We start from the raw sequence: 20374 nt of genomic DNA, 5'->3' as shown, positions 1-20374 counted from the left end.
TTTTTGTGTCATTTATTTTTACGAACGGTATTTTACCTTTTTCATAAAATATTTTATTTGTAGAATTTGGAGTTCCACCTTCTGAAGCAAAATTATAAAGATTTTTTGTCTTGTCTTGAAACCAAACGAGAGCAAAAAGACACAAAAAAACAGCTATTAATGCTGTTTTTATTATTTATTTTTAATAATTTCTAAACCTGGTAATGTTTTTCCTTGTATGTATTCTAAACTAGCTCCACCACCAGTACTAATAAATGAAAATTCTTTTTCAAGGCCTAAATTTTTAATTGCGGCTGCGCTATCACCACCACCAACTACTGAAAAAGCATTTTTATTTAGTGAGATAATTTTTGCAATTTCTTTTGTTCCATGTGAGTAATTTGAAAATTCAGTCACTCCTAATGGACCATTTCAGAAAATAGTTTTTGCTTCAAGTAAATATTTTTTAAATAATTCAACTGTGGCGGGTCCAATATCCATGCCCATAAAGTTATTAGGTATGTTTGGATTTTCTTTTGTTGTGTATGTAGGAATAGAATTGCTAAAATCTTTTGACATAGCATTATCTATTGGAAGAATAATTTTATCCTTATATTTGGATAGTAAATTGCTGGCTAATTCAACATAATCTTCTTCGAATAGACTTTGTCCTATTTTAAGACCTTTTGATACATTAAAAGTATAAGCCATCCCCCCACCTATTAATAAATAATCAGCTTTTTGTAATAACGCTTCTAATACTTGAATTTTATCAGAAATTTTTGCCCCACCAATAATTGCTACATAAGGTTTTTTTGGACTATTTAATTTAGATAAATTAGTTAGTTCTTCATCAACCAAAAAACCAATTGCAGATTCTTTTATGTATGTTGAAATACCAACATTTGAAGCATGCGCGCGATGAATTGCACCATATGCATCATTTATAAAAACATCTCCTAAACTTGCTCAATATTGAGCTAATTCTGGATTGTTTTTTGATTCTTTTTTGTCTTCTAAATCTTCGAATCTTGTATTTTCCAATAATAAAATTTCTTTATTTTTTAGATTAGAAACAGCATCATTTACTTCTTTTCCTTTTGTTTGTTTTACAAAAAAGATATTTAAATTATTTAGTAATGATTTTAGTTCTAAATAAATTGGATACAAAGACTTAGATTGTAAATCATCTTTTGTTTTTATTCTTGATAAATGAGATAGTAAAATCAATTTTGCGTCTTGATCTATTATATATTTTATTGTCTTTAAAGCAGCCACAATTCTAGAATTGTCTGCCACTTCATATTCATTTTTATCATTTAATTTTAATGGTGTATTAAAATCCACTCTTAAAATTACAATTTTATTTTTTAAATTAATATCAGTGATTTTTGTCTTCATTGTAATCATCCTTGTGTTTAATTTGTATTTTTTTAATTTAATTATTTAAATTATTTTATTTTCATTATAATTTAAAATTATAATAATAAGTACATATAAATAAAAAAAGGGGAAATAATGGGACTAAAAACAAGAGATTTACGTCAAAATAAAGACGCTATTGAAACAAGTATTACTCAACTTTTAAAAGATTTTGCTAAATTTAAAAAAGAACCAAGATTTATAAAATATGATGATAATCATCTTTTAAACATTTATAAAAATATTGTTTGAATGTCAGAAATTGACAGAAAAACAATGAATAAATTAGAAGAAATTCAAAAAAGACAAAGAAATCAATATTTACAAAATAAAGCACAAGAATATGAATATAAAAAATGAAGCGATGACCCCAATAGTACAAAAGTTAAAGAAATTCAACCTATGTCAAGATTAATAATTGTTGCTTCTGCAATTTCATTAGTAATTTTTATTGCTTTACTTATTTTGGTATTTACTAAGTGAGTTGGATAAGATGGAAAAAAAATTATTGCTAATAATTTTATGTTTCATTGTTTTATTATTTGTAATTGTTTTTATTCATTATTCAGTTTTATTTTATAAAAACATTATAAGATCAAGAAAACAAAAATTAAAAGTTGCAAAAAGCACCAAAATAAGATTAATACATCAATTAAAAGAAAGCTTAAAATATTTATCTAAAAATAAAACAGGTGCGCTAATAACCATTGAAATGACTGATAAATTAGATAATTTAAGAACTGATGGAGTTATTATTGATGCAAACATTTCAAGCTCTTTAATAATTAGTATTTTTAACAAAAATACCCCATTACATGATGGAGCTATTGTTATTCGGGATAATAAAATAGTTTATGCAGCTACTTATTATAAAATAACTAAAAAATCTATTGATAATAAATATGGCGCAAGACATCGTGCTGCAATTGGAATAAGTGAAATTTCTGATTCTATTACTTTGGTAGTGAGTGAAGAAAATGGAGCAATAAGTCTTGTTAAAGGTGGTATGATTAGTCCTATTTTTACCGATAGATTGCAAGAATCATTAGTAAATATATTCAAAGACTATTAAAAGAAAAGAGGTCACTATGAAAAATGAACTATCATTAACTCAACTTCGTAATGCCCTTCAATATAAAAATATTCATTTAATTAGAAAATTTGTTGATGAAACACCTAATGCAACAATAGCAGATACAATTGAACAATTAAATGAATATGAACGAGTTTTTTTCTTTAGAATAATTAAACCCAAAGATAGTGGAGAAATTTTTTCATATTTAGAACATGATATTCAAGAGTCAATCATCAAATCATTTACAGATAAAGAACTTGAATATATTTTAGATGATTTATATTTGGATGATATTGTTGATTTAATTGAAGAAATGCCTGCTAATATTTCTCAAAAGATTTTAAGTCACGTTAAAGATCAAGAAGATAGAAATAAAATTAATAAACTTTTAAAATATAATGACGATAGTGTTGGGTCAGTTATGAGTGTTGAGTTTATTAAATTAAATAAAGAAATGACTTGTTCAAAAGCAATTGAGATTATTAGAAAAAAAAGAGAAGATGCTGAAATGGTTCATTATTACATTGTTGTTGATGATGATAATAGATTATCTGGCGTAACCACTCTAGAAGATATTGTTTTTGTTGATAGTAGGAGAGGTACATACATTTATGAAATAATGGAACCAATTCAAAGCTTAAATGTTTTGGAAACAAAAGAACATGCAACTTTAATTTTTGCTGATCATGATATGTCAGTTTTACCTGTTGTAAATGATAAAAATGAAGTATTGGGAATTGTTACTTCTGATGATGTTATTGATGTTTTACATGAAGAAGCAACAGAAGATATTTATAAAATGGCCGGAATTGAATCAGAAGAAGGTATTTCATATAATAAACCTAATATAAAATCAATTGTTAAATCAAGAATTTTCTGATTAATTATTTTGATGTTAGGAAGTACCTTAAGTCAATTAGTTATTCAAATTTTTCAAGCTCAAGTTGAAGGAGCCAATTCTTTTCTTTCAGCTGCAATTAGCAGTGCAATAGTTGTTTCAATGGTTCCTGTTATAAGTGGAACAGCTGGAAATGCAGGCGCCCAAGCAGCAACAACAGTAACACGTGCTCTTGCACTTCATGAAATAAAGGGTTCAAAATGAAAAGTAATAAGTAGTGAATTAAGAGCTGGAACAATAATTGGATTAATATTATTTATTACAAATTTTATTAGATTAATTTTATATTTCACAGCTACTGGTAATTTGCTTATTAAAACAGAACAAATTGGAATTATTTTGATGTGCTTAGTAAGTAGTTTATCAATGTTTTTAGCAGTTGTTTTTGCTAAATTTGTCGGAGCTGTAGTTCCTTTAGCTGCAAATAAATTAAAAAAGGACCCCGCAGTTATGTCAAGTCCTATTTTGGCAACATTAACAGATGCAACTTCTACTATTATCTTTTTTAGTCTTGCTATGTTGATTTTTCATATATTTTTTCATTAAATTTTAATCGTAATTAAATTTAAAAAAAATTATTTTTTGTTGTATAATATTTTTATGAAAAAAGTACTACTTACAAATTCAATGATTATTATGAATAAAAACGGTATTGCATACTCTATGTGCACATATCGTTAGTTTCATTATAAGTCTTGTTGTAAGTTTATATATAACGGATTTATAAAGTAATAAAAGTCTGTTATGGTAAAAGTATATAGTTATTTAATTTAAATATCATAAAAGATTTTTATTATTTATTAATAATTGCTATATACCACCTCCTTTTATGATAAATATAATAAAAGTTCTGTATGGTTTATAGCATATAGAACTTTTTTCTATAAAGAAAATGGAGAGAAAAATGAGAAAAAAAATATTAATATCTTCTTTAGTGCTTGCAACTATACCAGCTATAGCTGCAGTTTCATGTGCACCACAAAACACAGAAACTAATGAAGAAAAAACAATTAAGGAATTAAATGCTAAATTAGCAAAAATAAAAAAAGAAAATCAAACAGAAAAAGAACAACTTCAAGCACAATTAGACGCTTTAAGACAAAGATTGGAAACAACAAATCAACAAAAAGATGAATCAGATCAAACAAAAACAAGATTAGAACAAGAAATTGAAGAATTACAAGAAAAAATTAATGAATTAGAAGCTAAAAGAGTTAAAAGAAATGATAAATCAGCAAAAAAATTCTTTGAACAAATAAGTAACTTTTTAGCAACTGATTTACCAAATGCAATTAAACAACAAAACCCAAACTCTTATAATAGTAATAGAGATTTATTAGATGGTGTAACACAAAGTATTGAAAAATCAAAAGAGGAATTAAAAGATACACCAGAAGATTTTAGTAATCTATGAACATGAGAAAATGCAATTTTATTTTCTTTAAATAGAGCTGATATTATTACTAAATTTATAGATGATCCTCAAAATCCTGTTACAGTTAATATTCCAAAATTAACCGAAATGGATGATTTATTTGATTGAAGAATTAATGATATAGATAGAATAATGAGTCAAATAAGAACAAGTGATGTAGATAATAAAGAAGCATTACTTGCAGAATTTGAAGAATACAAAAAAGCATACCAAGATGCAAAAACAAATTCGTCACTACTTACACACCAAATAAGTAACTGACAAAAACTTGAAAAACAAGGTGAAGGAATAGCAAGTAAATTTATTGATTTTAGTTCAACAAATTATAGATCACTACTTCCTAAATTTAATATGCCAAATTTCAGAATTTCATTATTCCCTGTTTATAGAAAAATTGTTGATGAAGAATTTAAAAAACAAACAAAAGATAAATTAGCTAAATTATTAGCAAATTACAAAACTCTTTTCAGTAAATCTGCAACTGATTTTATTACATCTGTAAGTTACCACAAACTACATGAAAAAGTAAAAGCTGAATTACTAAAAATTTCTGCTGCTTTAGTAGATGATAATTTATCATACTTTAATGAATTTGAACTTTGAGAAGATGTTGATAGATTTGTTTATGAAGCAAATAATACTTTACTTGAAGGATTCTTTGTAGATAATAAAGAATTAAAACAAAAAATTGATAATGAGGTTTCAAGAGAGTTTGACCTATCTACAACAAATAGTTTCGCAAGAGTATTTAAAAATAAATATGAGTCAAAAACAAACGAAGGTCACTCAGATTATAACTATGATAATCATGAATATTTATATAAAGATTTTTATACAAAAAATAAAAATGCAATGCAAAGAATATTTAATTTGCCTCACACAACATATGTAGAATCTTTTGATCGTTACCAAGAATATTTAACAGTAAGAAAAGAAATTGAATTATCAGAATCGCTAATTAATTTATTTAAAGATCTTGGTGATGATTTAGAAGATCCGGAATTAAAAGCATTAATAAAATGAGATAATTCAGAAGAAAATGAAAAAATACAAAATCAAATAAATCAAGAGGAAACAGCAAAACAAAAAGCAACAGAAAATTATGAAGAACAAAAAACAGAAATTCAAAAATTAATTTTTGAATATGAAGATACAAAAGCAACGAAAGAATACTTGAGTGAGTTATCCACTACTTCTCAATCTGTTTTAGATGCGTTTACAACAAATTTTGCTGAAAATGGTAAATGATTTGAAATGTACAGTACATCTGGTCAAATATTAGATTTATTGACAAATCACAATAAATTAATATCAGATGCAAAAAATGATACTTCTTTAGAAGGTGAAGCATTAAAAGATAAAATAAAAGAAATTAAAAAATCAGTGGAAAATGTTCAATCAACAATGTTCCCAGTGAAAAAAGATCTTACTTCTGCTCCTGCATTCTATGTTCTTCTTACAGCTCATATAAGTTATAATTATGGTGATATAGATCAAGAGTCATTGGATGAACAATCTAAAATATTAAAAGACTTAAAAGAATTTTCAGCATACTTTAATAATTATGATGTTAATAATTCTAAGGATCAAATAAAGACTGATATAGATGAAAAAGAGCAAAATGTTGAGCAATATCTAAATGCATTGCAAGATATAACGATATATGGGCACGAATGAGCAGATCTTAGATATGCTGATGAAGGCGCAGATGAGATAGTTGTAGTAAAAGATTCATTGATTAAAAAAATAAATACACTAAAATCAAAAATGAATGAAATTAAAGAATTATTAAATAATGATAATCCAGATACTGAAACAGTAAAAACTAAACTTGAAGAACTAAAACAACTAACTAAAGAATTAGATACTTATGTTGGCAGTTCTGAACAAGATGAAGTATTAACATATGATTATCAAGTATTACAACAAGATCATGATAATACTATTGAAAGTTTAAAAAACAAAAAAAGAAGAAATGATAAAGCAGCAAAAACAGCAAAATTAGTACCTGGTCAAGAAATATTTGTTTTATTAAGAGAATGAAAAAATAACAAAAAAGCTAACTTTGACACTATCCTTTTAAGTAAAGAAGACCATCAAGACAAAGTTTTAGCAAAATTCTTAAATGATGAAAAAGATGCTGTTTCTCGTAATAATCACTTTAATGCGATATTAGCAGTAGATGGAACAACAAATTCATGATCATTTGAAACTGATGATGAGTCAAAAGAAATTCAAGAAGTTCAAAAAACATACGAACAATTTACAGCATTAGAAGAAGCATATGCACAATCATTATTAAGTTGAATAAATAAAAAAGATACTGATGACGCTAACCAATTAAAAGAAGATTTAAAACAAAAAAGACATGATTACTATACTTTCTTAAATGGTTTAAAAGACAAGAAAATTATCTTAGAAAGTAAACACATAAGATTTTCACCAAGTTTATATGATAAAGATGGTGAAAACAACGAGCGTTTTGTAGCAGCTACTTTACTATCATTCTATGCAAAAATAGAATCTACTACAGAAATAATGCAAAATATATATGATACATATATTAAATAAAAATAATTAAGAGGCAAGATGAAAGACAACCAGAAAAATCCAAAAAATAAAAAATCTTTCAATTGAAGAACACTTGTTTGGCCTAAATATGTTACTTCTTTAGCAGTGATCGCGCTGGCTTCAGCAATAACAATTGGAATTATTAAATATAATTCAACAAAACCACATTTAGCCCAAGGATACGATAATAATTTACTAAAAAATAAATTTGTTAATCCAAACGGAAATATTAATTTAGTAGATGGACCTAAGTTAACATTTGTAAATAGTGAAAAAAATCATGAAATTGCTACATTTGATCCTACTAAAGGAGAAGATGGTGAAGTACTTTACAATAATAATTGAATAGGTTACAATGACTTTTTAAAAGAATTTTATGAAAAAAATCACTCAATGCCATTTTTAAATATTAAGTATGGAATGTTTGATTTTTACAATGAATATATTGAAGCAGTTAGTGCTAAAGATTTCTATGATTTTACTCAATGATTCATGAAAAATGTTTCATGAGGGCCTGAAATTATTACATTAAAAGAATTTTCTATTGTTAAAGGGGTTGAACTTAATGGAAATAATATAACATTAGGTTCTCACTCTAATCAAGATAAAGAATATACAACTATAAAATTCTTCCCTGATGCTTTCTTTGGTTCAATTCCATTACATAGTACTTTAAGTGGAGAAGGTAATGCTGCTGATTCATTACTATATAGAGTAAATAAAAAGTTATTAACATTTCCTGAATTACAAAAATTTTTAGAAAATATTAATGAATATAACTCATTTACAAATATTTCTCAACAAACATCTAAAACACAATCATTTAGAACATTAGCTGATAAAAGAGATTTAATTGGAAAAGAAGTTTTTGTTGTTAAAGGTAATTATCGTGAAAAAATTGAAAGTGAAGCATTTAGTACTTTAGAAAAAGATAGATTAAATGTTTCTTCAGATTATATTTCTCTAGTTGTTGCCAATACTCTAGAAGAAGCACAAACTAAATTTGCAGAATATGTTAAATCATATTCAAAAAATGATTCGTTTGAAACACTAAAAAATAGTGCTTCTTTTTCTTTTGAAAAGAAGACTATTGTCAACGCAATTATAGAAAATGATGAAAAAACTTTATTAGATAAAATAAACGACAAATACTTAAAATTAATTTTTAACGATGGTAAAACTTTTACTTTATTTAATAGCATAGATGAAGCACAGTACAATGTTGAAATAGTTAATGGGCAAATTACTAATGGTACAAGGCCACAAAACACAGAAAGTATTCAACAAGCATTAGAACGTAATACACGTGCTTTTGAAAATCTTTCAAGTGATATATCTTCAATTTATACAAAGAATTTAACAAATAATATATATCTTCAACAAGATAAATTAGCTAAATTCGTTGAATTTGTAAATCTTTTAAAAGAAAAAGATGTAAAAGAACTTCAAATTAATGAAACAAATAAATTAATTCAAAAAGGTGATGATAATCATAGAGAAGAATTAAATTTATATAAACAAGCTAAAGAAAAATCTATTGAAGAAATTAAGAAAATAAGTCAATCATTAGATGAAAAACAAAACAAAAAATCAGAATTGGAAGCAGAAATTGCTACTGAAAATAATGAACAAACTAAAGAAGATAAAAATTACGAATTATTTAAATTAAATAAAGAAATTGAAGAATTAAACGCAAGAAAACAAGAATATGAACAAGTATTAACTACTTCAACAAGAAGAATTGAAACTTTAGAAAGTGAAATTCCTACAGACGAACAATTAAGAGAATATCATGCAAGAATCGCAAGATTAAATCAAGAAATAAAAAACTTAAACATCGACCAAAAAAGAGAAGAAGTTTTAGTTATTTTAAAAAGAGCATTTTTTGACCCTGAACAACTTGATACTTTAATTGATTTATACAAACTAAATGAAGAAATAGAAAACTCAGAATTTAGACAATCAAAAACTGAATTTGATTCTATTAATCAAAAAGCAGATTACATAATAAATCTTTATAAATTTATTTTAGAAAATCGTGCTAAATATAACTTATATAGCAAAATTTTAAGTGGTGATGTTTATGCAAAAATCGAAAGTGTAAATGATGATTATCTTTTATATTCTTCAGATTTAGGTTACTTACCAGTTCAGTTAATTGCATTAGATGAATTAGTTAAAATTACAAAAAATTCAAGAATAAACTGACGTGAATACTCAAATTTAAATGGATTTATTCGTTCACATAATGAAACAGTTTCAAATGGTTTTTATGTTTATTCACCAAATATAAACTCAATAAGAGAAGAATATCAAGGTAATGAAACAGAAGTAAAACAACTTATTGACAAAGAAAATGCAAGATTAGATGAAATTTTAAAATCATTTGAAAGTAATGAACAACTAAACCAACAAAAATCATCAATTTCATCACATTTAGAACAAGCAAATTATTCTTCATTAGTTAATGAATTTAAACAAGATATTCAAACACTTGATACATTAGCAACAAAATATAAAAAAGATACTCAAGCATTTGTAAGAATAATGACTTTAAAATCATTTGTTGAATATGAAGATGATAAAACCAAAGATAAAAAATATTACAACGATATAAAAGATATAATTGAAAAAGACAGTGCTTTATCAAGTCGCTGAAATGATTTTGATCGTGCAATAAAAGATATTGACACATTAAGAAAAATTACTCAAAATGAAAAAGAATCATATAAATTAAAAATTACATCCTTACTTCCTAAAATGTTTAATTTATACTCAGAAATTGTCAAAATAACTACTACTCAAAAAACTGATATAGATGAATATACAAAAAATCAATTAAAACTATATAATCAACAAATTCAAGAAGTTCTATTAAATTTAGAAAATATTAATCTTTCAGATAATAACAATATTTTAGTTTATGTAAATGCATTAACAGAAGTTTCAACAAAAGCAATTAGTTTATTTAAAAATAGAGTAGATCAAACAAGTAAAAATTTAGAAACAATTTTAAATAACTTTAAAAATTCATTAGAGTATTTAACTGAATTAGAAACTAAATATAATATAGAAAATGTTGATAATTTAATTAGATATTATTTTGCAATAGTTTCAAACCCAGTATTTAAAGAATATGATAATAAAGGTAATCAAAATAATGAATCTAGAAAATTTATAGCAGCATTATTTAATGATATTATTGCTTATCAAAAAGAAAATTTTGATAACTATAATTTAAATATTCAAAATCAAAATACAAAAATAGCTCAATTAAAACAAGAAATTACACAATCAACAGATAGTAATTTAAAAGCTAATAAACAAAAAGAATTAGTAAATGCACAAAATTTACTACATTTTTATACAGATTTATTGAAAGATACTCATTTTGAAAATAATGGTTATTATAAAAATTTAGATGCTATTAATGAATTAAAAGCAGCATGAACTAACAAAGATTTTGCAAATGATGAAAATTTCCAATATCAATTTGAAGATACAACTTTATATATAAGAAATAAAACTTGAGTAGATAGCATGAATGAAAACCTTCAAAGATATCAACAAGAAAAAGATAGATTTTCTAAATCACTTCAAGACTACTCTTCAGAAGTTCATAATTTAGCAACTGATTTATTTGAGTATGTAGATATGTTTAATTCATTTAATAATACTTATTCAAATGCTTTAAAGCAAGCAATTTTCAATGTAAAACAAATTAAAGAATTAAATATAAAAGAAACAGTTTGACATCGTAGTTTATTTGCAAATGAAGGAACAGAAATTTCTTCTAAAAATCCTTTATATGTAGCAAAATCAAAAATTGAATTATTAGATAAGTTAACCAAAGCAAAAATTGTTACTTCAGAAACAGATGTAAATGAATTTGCAAGAAACTATATTCACAACGTACAACTTACAAATATAACTAAAGATAATTCAATTTTATCATTTGTTTTAAGAGAAAAACAACTAGTAAATAATCAAGAATTTTCAAGTTACATGAATTTAAAATACTTGAAATTTAAAGTAGATGCAAATGTTTCTGATGGTGTAGGTGAAAATACATTAGAACAAATCAAACAATTATTTAATGTTGCAGGATATAAAGCCGTTGTGCAACCATATTCAATTAAAGAAGAAGGAAGTAAAACTATAATTGATGATAATGGTCAACAACACACAGTCCCTACTTATAGTATTTTTGTTGAAGCATACGATGGATTTACTAAAACACTTTTAAACAAAGTTCCATGAGCAGGAGAATGACTTGAAGGCGAACATTTAAAAACTTCAATCAATGATAAAGGTGAATTTGAATATTCTATTGAAAATGGAAGATATTTAGGTTTAGATCCTGACTCACGTATTGGGTTATGATCATTATTAGCAATGAATGATCCTAAATATAAAGGTATTGCAGTTGATTTCTTAAAATTTGTTGCTGCCCATGAATATGGACACCATATGACATTAAATTCAGCTCAAGATTTAGGAGATAAAGGTCAAAAACCTCTATATGGATCTGCTTTAGTACCAGGTCAAACACCAAATATAAACAACTACTACTCAAGAAACGTTTTAGACTTATATTTAAAAGCAAGAACACACTTAGGATTAAACTCATCACCATTATTAAATGAACCTAACGTTGTTTCAGAAAATAATGAAGGTGAATATTTACTATATAATGAACCTAAGAAAATTAATAATGAAATTGTAATTAATAAAGACACAGTTGAATCAGGTTCTGATGTTTGAGGACATGAAATTGGAAAAGAAGATTTAAAAGCTTCTATGGAAAATTACAAACGTCGTTTCTTACAAACATATGAAGGTTTAGTTAAAGCAACTGAAGAAAGAAGAAAAGCAAACGGTCTAACTAATATTGAAGATAAAAAATGATTAGAAGTATTTGATTTATGATTGATGAATACTTTAGACCAAAACTCAGGAACATTAAACCCAACTAAATATTCAGATGATAAATTCCCAGTAAAATACATGACTCAAGATGCAAACGGTAAATGAACATTTAAAAAAGCATCACTTGATATGTTGCAAGGAATTTTAAAAGACGGACAAGGAAATTTAATTAATTTTGAAGAAGTGAATGGACAAATAGTACCAAAAATAGTTGAAGGTATTAAAAATTCAGCTAATGAATATATTCAAATAAATAAAATTTTAGTTTTCAACACAGATGGAAGTCCGATCATAAATGTTCCATTAGGTATTAATTTAGAAAATAATGATAGAACTAATAACCCATATTATGAAATTAATGAAAATTATGAAAACATTACTAAAAAATATGTAAATCAAAAAATTCAAGAAGCTCAAAATACAATACAATCTTTAATTGTTAAAGATTTTATGATTAATGGTTGAGATTTCACAACAACTGATACATCAATTGAGCCAAAAACTTCTATTGCATACCCATCATATGCTGAAATATTTACAGAAGCAGATAAAGATTATAATAAAGCAATTTTACTACCATATTTAGATCATTTAAAATCAAGGGATAGACAAACAGGTAAAATAGCTAAAGGTTTTGTGGATGCAAAATACTATGCACCAAACGGAACCATATTAATTGATGCAAATAGTGAAAATGCTATTGAACAAGAAGAATTTTATGTTAATGCTTTTGCAGATAAAGGTAAAGAAAATACTAAGTTTACTGATATTTTAATTTCATTATATTTAGCAGAAGGTAACTCTTATGCTTCAATTTCAGCAGGTGCAAGACAAGTTCTTTGATTTAGTGATGATGAACAATATTTACCTAATGTTAACTTAGAAAATGTTACAACACCAGGATTTTTAGCAGAAAGTTTTAGTCCACAAACTTTAAAACAACTTCACCAAATTCCAATTTTAAAATGATTTGGACCTTATATTAAAGAAATGGTTGGTATTGATGGTAAAAATAATGCTTATTTAGTTGTTAATTCAAATGATAATGTGGTTTCAGAAAACCCACATCCTCAATTAAAAGGTTTTCCAGCCTTCTGAGAAATGTCAGGGTTAAAAATTAACAGAAGCGCACTTTTAAATGATGCTTCTAATTCATTATTTAATAGTTACTTTTTAGAAAAATCAAACAAAAAATTATATGGTTTTGACTTAAAATTCATAACATACGAAGAATTTATTAGATTTTCAAGTGTTGATACAACAAAAGCTCAATTAAATAAAGAAACAAAAACAATTAATTGAGATATAGATTATGTTGAATCTAAATTTAATATAGACAGATTCAAAAAAGGCCTAGAAACAGCCTTACTTTCAGAAAATACTTTAACATCATCTGAAAGAAACAAATTAAATCAGTTATTACGTGAAAATAACAAACAAGCATTTGCAAATGAAATCATGAGAAGATTTACAAATTCTAAACTAGCAGTATTTGTAAAAGATATTCCGCTAAGTACAATTAAACAAAAAATTGATGAAGATGCAAATAACGAACTTAGATATGCATGAATTTTTGATAAAGATTTAGGGTATGGATTATTTAAATCTGAAGATATAGTGGTCGGAACACAAGATAATGCAAACACTTCAATTGAAAATCAATGAGATATGTCAGCTAAAAAACTTTTAGATACATATAACGCATTTGCAAGTGAAAATAATGTTTCATTTGATAAATTCTCATTATTTGATAATTTAATTCTTGATAATAAAACACAAATGTATTCAACTCAAATGATTTACAATTTTAGACAAAGAAAATTCTCAATGGCTGATATATTATTATCATTTACAAAGGGAATAACTAAAAAATTAAAACCAACTGAAGATGTTGTAAATTACTTTAAAACTAAAACAGAACGTAAATTTAATGAGTTCTTTTCAGATTATACTTATTCATTTGCCGAGGTTATTAACCGTGATAATTTACAAATAACATATTCACCTTCAAATACTGAATTTAGAAACTTGCCAAGCTTTATTACCAATGTAAATGAAGCTAATACAGGACTTGAATATGTTGTTGATGGAATGCCAACAGCTAAATGAAATGAAGCATTAATTAAATTTACAGGTACCGAACAACATTCAATTCAAAATACAATTATTGAGTATGAAAAAATTGAAGATAAAGAAACTAAATATAGAGCATCTAAATTAAATGTTGATTATGTACCAAATGATTTAATAAATAGTGATAATTTCTCTTCAGATCAAAATAAAGCTTCAAATTATTTTGGTAAATTTAAATCTATAAATAATGGTTGATTTAAAGACCGTTGATATAGGGATGTTTTAAACTTCAGATTATACGACGATGAAGGACAACCAATTAAAGATGACACTATTAGAATTAAAGATTTAGAAGGTAATGTGGTTACAAACAGACCAAAAGCTTACTGAGAATATTACATTCAATCACAAGGTGTTGGAAAAAGAAATGTTTCAAATATATGAAGACATACAGATAAAGATGCAGTAGCAATGTTTGGATATTTAAATATTGAAGATGCCAAAAAAGTTAATTATTTAGTATTTGAAGATGTAGAAACAGGACAAAGAAAAACACTAAAAATTAATAAAGAAAACAGTAGTAACATGTTCTATTACAAAACCCAACACATTCACAATGAAGAAAACTTAGAATCACGTCATTGACTAAAAGATGAAGCATATGATTATGAAGATTCAAATGGCCACCATAAAGGAAATGGTTTTATTGCATGAGTTAGTGATTATGCAATTATGTCAAATTATGCAAATAAATTACTAGACCCAAATCATGAATATAAAATTTATTTTTCAGATGATAAAGCAGGTTTAAAAACACTAAATATTGATTTAGGAGAAACTCAAAGCATTTCGGAAAATGGAAAAACATTTTCTCAAGCGCCAACCGCTATATATCTAAAAAATATCAATGGAACAGAAGTTCCGGTTTTCCGTGTGGGTGTACAATTTAACGGAACAAAATAAAGGAGAAACATGAAAGCAAAAAAAATACTATTATTGTCATTACCGCTTGCAACAATTGCGTTACCATTAAGTGTTGTTGCTTGTGGTCAAAATTCATTAACTCCTGAACAAGCCGCTTTAGAAAAAATTAGATCTACACGTAAAAATTATGATTTAGGTTTAGCTACTGACCCAATTAACTCATTAAATTACATTAAATATCCTTCTGTTAATAAAATTCTTCCATCTTTAGTAGAACCTCCTGTTAAAAATGGTCCTAATGAAACAATTAAAAGATTAGCGAACATACCAAAAATGTATTTAGGAATTTATCAAACTTCTGAAAATGGAACTTTAGATGAGTATTTAGAAGAAAATCCTAATCCGGAAAATTCGGGTACTTTTTATTCATTAGATAACTTTGGTTCTGCACCAGGAACAATAGCTACTGATCAAACTGAATATTATTCAGTAAATGCAATTACAACTCCAACAAATAAATTCTTATCATTAAATGTATTTTTAAATGATGGACAAAGTAAATGAAGTAATGGTGATGTTGTTACTGCTGATGATTACATTGATGCAATGCACTATATTTTAGACCTTGAAACAGGTTCACAAAAAGTAACTAATATTTTGCAAAGAAAATTTCAATCTTCTTCAGAAATGATCGAAGCACAACAAAGATACATTCAAAAACACAATGTAGCTTATAAAAACCCTTTTGCTTATCCACCAATTATTAAGCAAAACGGCAAATGAGTTTATGATGTGTTTAATCCATTTTATGAACCATGAGCAAGTCAAGTTGAGGGTGATGAAGAAGATGTTAAATTAATTAAAGATACAGCATTAAATTTAGGATTTTATTCAGGTAGAATGTACTGAAATTGATCAAATCGTGATGTTTTAGCTGCAATACCTTATTCACCTGACTTTGATTTTGAAGCCGATGAAACAATTTTAATGTTGCCTAATCCAGAGTATTCATTAGATTTACATTCAGAAGCAGAACTTGAAAATATTCCACAAAGAATTCCAACAAAAGTTAAAAAATATTTATATTTTGATAGAAAACAAAAACCTTCACAGGAATTTAGAAAACTTTTAAATCAATCATTTGAATTAAAACATAAATTAGGTGATATATCATACAATGAAGATAATGTTGAACAATATACACAAGAAGTAAATAAACTTTATAAAAATTTAGTTCCAAATGGACAAACAACTTTAAACAATGATTTTATAAAAAGATTAGATCCAAAAGCATACTTCCAGAGTCGTGTTTTAGCATTAGATGAATATACACTAAGAGTTGCATATGATGAATACCAACCCACTACAGTGAATAATGCATATCAAGATATAAGTTCAACAATTATTCCTATTAATAGATTATTTGTTGAATCAATTGGAGGAATTAGGGAATTTGGTTTAAAAAATGAAAACTTTTTAACAAATGGACCTTTTAATATACAAGATTTGGTTTTAGGACCACAAGGATATATTGAGTTATCTAAAAATAATCAATATTATTCAGCTTCTAAAACAATAAGTAATAAAATAAAAATTTACTTTTCAAATGACGTTAATATTAATTCAGCAATGTTTGAAGAAGGTTATATTTCTACAACAAAAATACCACCAGTATTGCAATGACAATATTGATCAGATCCTGCAAAACGTAAATATATGAATAAATCAACTGGATTTGGAACAATTGCACTTGCATTTAACTTAGATAAAGAAACTAATGGTGAATCATATGTAAATGACATTGATTTAAGAAATGCAATTTATTATGCAATTAACCGTAATGAAATGTTACATATTGTTGGTTGAAGTACATCATTTCCAGTTATAACCTGAACTGCATTTGGTCAAGCTTCTTCTAGTTTTGGAGATGCAGTTGAATCTGGATTTGATCATGACTTTATGTATACAAAATATGGTTCATATCCTGAAAATGAAGCAGATAAAACAAATTACTTAAATAAATTTATTTACAAACAAGCCGAAGCTAAAGCAAAAGAAAATAATTGAGGAATTCCTATTCCAGTTCAAAACTACACACATATAGATCATATTTCAAAAACAATGCGTTTTGAAACAGTTGATAGAACTGATAAAGGTTATCATTTAGATGTAGCAAGAAGCTTTTTAGATGCATTTAAGAAAAAACACCCAGATGTAAAAGAAGTTACATTAAAATACATTTCAAACTCAACAGATGAACAAAAAAATGCTGGATTAGCAATTAAAGACTTTATGTCCAAAGCATTTGGTGACTTTATTAAAATTGAGGTAAAAAACTTACCTGAAAACGTTTATGAAGATTGAAGAACCACAGGTAAATATGACTTAATTTATCGTAACTTTGATACATTTGGAAGTGATATTTATTCATATATAAGAGTATTTTTAAAACCAGATGAAATCAAAACTGAACAACAAAAAACTACCGGATTTAGAAATAATCCATCAGGTAGTTGAACATATCATGATTATTTTACAAAATTAGGATATTCAAGAGATGAAAATAATAATTTAGTAATAAAAAATGAAGAAGATAAAAAACATATTGAAGAATTAAAACAAAGGCTGAGAATTTTAGGTACAAAACCAAAACACCCAGATGTTTGAGATAAGATTGTTGATTTATCTGTTATGTATAACAATGAAGATATAAACGATTACACTCAACGTCATATGAAATTCTTAACTAGTCAATTTACAGAACAAGAAAAGCAAGATGGGTGAACTGAAGTCATTGGTTTTTCTGTAATTGCTGGATTTGAAAAAATAGTAAGAGAAGCTGCACCTGTTATTCCATTAATGGAAGTAGATACTTATTGAGAAGTTTCACGTATTAATGGAGCAAGTAGTTTATATACTTATTCATTACAATATGCTTATGATGTGTTAAATCCACCAAAAGCATCACTACCAACATTAATTAAATAGGAGAAATATGAAAAAAAATATTACGCAACTTCTCAAAGAGAAAAAAATTACTTTTAAAAGTTCTAAAATTATTGAAAAACCTTCATATGTTGATTTTGTTGGAAAAATTAAGCCAAAAAATTCACCAATTAAAGATATTTTCAGTTTTCAATCAAGACTTTTACGTTCATTAAAAAGATTCTTTATTATGGCTTTTGAATTTTTTACAATTTCATGAATTGTTGTTACAATTACATTCTTTTTAATTAATTCAATTCCAGGTTCTACAACTTTAACAACAGGATTAGATGAAACTTCTAAAAAAGCAATAGAAGCTGCTTATGGATTAGATAAACCATTGTTTGATAGATATTTAATTTATCTTCAAAACTTATTAAGGGGAGATTTTGGAATTTCGTATTCAGTCTTTCCTGGTCAAAGTATTAATGATTTTGTGTGAATCAGATTTTATAAATCATTTTTAATCGGAATATTTTCAGTTATGTTAACTTTAGTAATTGGAATTCCTGTCGGTGTTTATGTAGGTATGAATCCTGATAAGATGCCTGACCATATAGCCACTGTGGTTGTTTCTATATTTTCATCTATTCCATCATTAGTTTTTGCTCTTTGATTATTATTGATCGGTAGAACATTAAATATACCTTATTTATATGTAGAAACTGATATTGCAACTTATGTCTTACCTGGTTTAGCATTATCTCTTGGTTCAATTATTGTGTATATTAAATATATTAGAACAGAATTAAACCGTGAATTAAATTCACAACATGCTAAATTCTGTTATTTAAAAGGATTATCAAAATCAAGATTTGTTTGAACTCATGCTTTAAAACCTTCACTATTTCCAATTGCAACATTCTTCCCTGTAGTTATTTTCGGTAGCTTTATAGGTAGTTTGTTTGTTGAACAAATATTCTTCATTACTGGTAGTGGTGGATTGTTATTAAATGCTATAACTTCAAAAGACTATAATATTATTTTATTTATGGTTACACTATTTTCATTAATTACAATTCTTTCATATACATGTCGTGATGCTTTATATAAATTAATTGATCCTCGTGTTAGAAGGAGTTCAAGATAATGTTTAAAATATTTAAAAAACAAACACATGTATCACCTAACAACGAACATGGTAAGGAATTGGCACCTAATAAATTTATTCAACCAATAAACTATAAAAAGTGGGAAATAATTGGCAATTTGCTTGAGTATCATGAATCAAGTAACATAAAAAAACAGCAAAACAAATGAATTGAACTATTTTATAGATACTCAAGAAGTTTTGCTGGTGTATTTGGGATGGTTTTATTTTTAACAATTGTTATTTGTGCAATATTTATTCCATTTTTTACTAAAAATCCTGACACATTACACATTGAAAATAAATACCAAAACTTTTTTGAAGGTAATTCAATATTTGGAACTGATTATTTAGGACGTGATTTATTTGCAAGATTATGATGAGGTTTAAGATATTCATTAGCACTTGCTCTAGTAACAACAATTATTCAAGTTTTTGTTGGTTTATTAATTGGAATTATGATGGGCCATTTTAGAATATTTGATACTATTATGACTTACATTATTAAAATAATTTCAAATGTTCCATCAATTATTATTTTGATTGTTATAACAATTGTTTGACAACCAACATTCTGAGTTATTGTTTTTGCTTTAACATTTACTTCATGAACACACATAGCAAACCAAATGCGCTCACAAGTTTTAAGAGCAAAATCATTTGAATGAGTTTCTGCTTCAAGTGTTTTAGGAACCCCTACATATAAAATTCTTTTAAACTATTTACCAGTTGTAATTCCTTTATTAGTTACTGAAATAGTTTTCCATATTCCTGGAGTTATTTTGAGTGAAACATCACTTGCATTTATTGGTTTAAGTATAGATATTCCAACATTGGGTAATTTAATTTCAGAAGGAGCAAAAGTATTTACTGCTTATCCTAGATATGTATTACTTCCTTCTATGATGCTAGTTTTATTAACAACAACAATTCAATTAATTTCTACAAGTATTCAAGATTCATTATTAAGACAAAGATAGGATAAAATATGGC

9 protein-coding genes are annotated in these 20374 nt (G+C 26.0%); 8 read left to right on the top strand and 1 reads right to left on the bottom strand.

Annotated elements, in window-relative coordinates; genetic code table 4:
- Window positions 1–171: 171 nt before the first annotated feature.
- Complete coding sequence (locus tag N8G13_RS02865) at window positions 172–1380, bottom strand: phosphoglycerate kinase (RefSeq protein WP_262289389.1); 1209 nt, start codon at window positions 1378–1380, stop codon at window positions 172–174.
- 117 nt (window positions 1381–1497) lie between these two features.
- Here N8G13_RS02865 and N8G13_RS02860 point away from each other — a divergent pair, with 117 nt between their 5' ends.
- The 8 genes from N8G13_RS02860 (at window position 1498) to N8G13_RS02825 (ending at window position 20361) form a co-directional block, all read left to right on the top strand.
- On the top strand, window positions 1498–1893 hold the full coding sequence (locus N8G13_RS02860; RefSeq protein ID WP_262289388.1) for a hypothetical protein: 396 nt from the start codon (window positions 1498–1500) through the stop codon (window positions 1891–1893).
- A gap of 1 nt (window position 1894) precedes the next feature.
- Window positions 1895–2473, top strand: coding sequence for a diadenylate cyclase (locus N8G13_RS02855; RefSeq protein ID WP_262289387.1), 579 nt, complete (start codon window positions 1895–1897; stop codon window positions 2471–2473).
- A 16-nt stretch (window positions 2474–2489) separates the two neighbouring features.
- Complete coding sequence (gene mgtE / locus N8G13_RS02850) at window positions 2490–3920, top strand: magnesium transporter (protein ID WP_262289386.1); 1431 nt, start codon at window positions 2490–2492, stop codon at window positions 3918–3920.
- A 358-nt stretch (window positions 3921–4278) separates the two neighbouring features.
- On the top strand, window positions 4279–7380 hold the full coding sequence (locus N8G13_RS02845) for a hypothetical protein (protein ID WP_262289385.1): 3102 nt from the start codon (window positions 4279–4281) through the stop codon (window positions 7378–7380).
- Window positions 7381–7398: 18 nt separating this feature from the next.
- Entirely contained in the window at window positions 7399–15345 is a 7947-nt protein-coding gene (locus N8G13_RS02840; RefSeq protein ID WP_262289384.1) for a PDxFFG protein, read from the top strand.
- Between the two features lie 9 nt (window positions 15346–15354).
- Window positions 15355–18294, top strand: coding sequence for an ABC transporter substrate-binding protein (locus tag N8G13_RS02835; RefSeq protein WP_262289383.1), 2940 nt, complete (start codon window positions 15355–15357; stop codon window positions 18292–18294).
- A gap of 7 nt (window positions 18295–18301) precedes the next feature.
- Window positions 18302–19381: an ABC transporter permease gene (locus N8G13_RS02830; RefSeq protein WP_262289382.1), complete on the top strand. Its 1080-nt coding sequence runs from the start codon at window positions 18302–18304 to the stop codon at window positions 19379–19381.
- Window positions 19381–20361, top strand: a complete 981-nt coding sequence (locus N8G13_RS02825; protein ID WP_262289381.1) for an ABC transporter permease — start codon at window positions 19381–19383, stop codon at window positions 20359–20361. Before N8G13_RS02830 ends, N8G13_RS02825 begins: the two co-directional genes overlap by 1 nt.
- The last annotated feature ends 13 nt before the right edge of the window (window positions 20362–20374 follow it).

Source organism: Mycoplasma zalophi (assembly GCF_025486335.1).
Taxonomy (GTDB): domain Bacteria; phylum Bacillota_I; class Bacilli_A; order Mycoplasmatales; family Metamycoplasmataceae; genus Metamycoplasma; species Metamycoplasma zalophi.
This window is presented reverse-complemented; position numbering and strand designations above follow the sequence as displayed.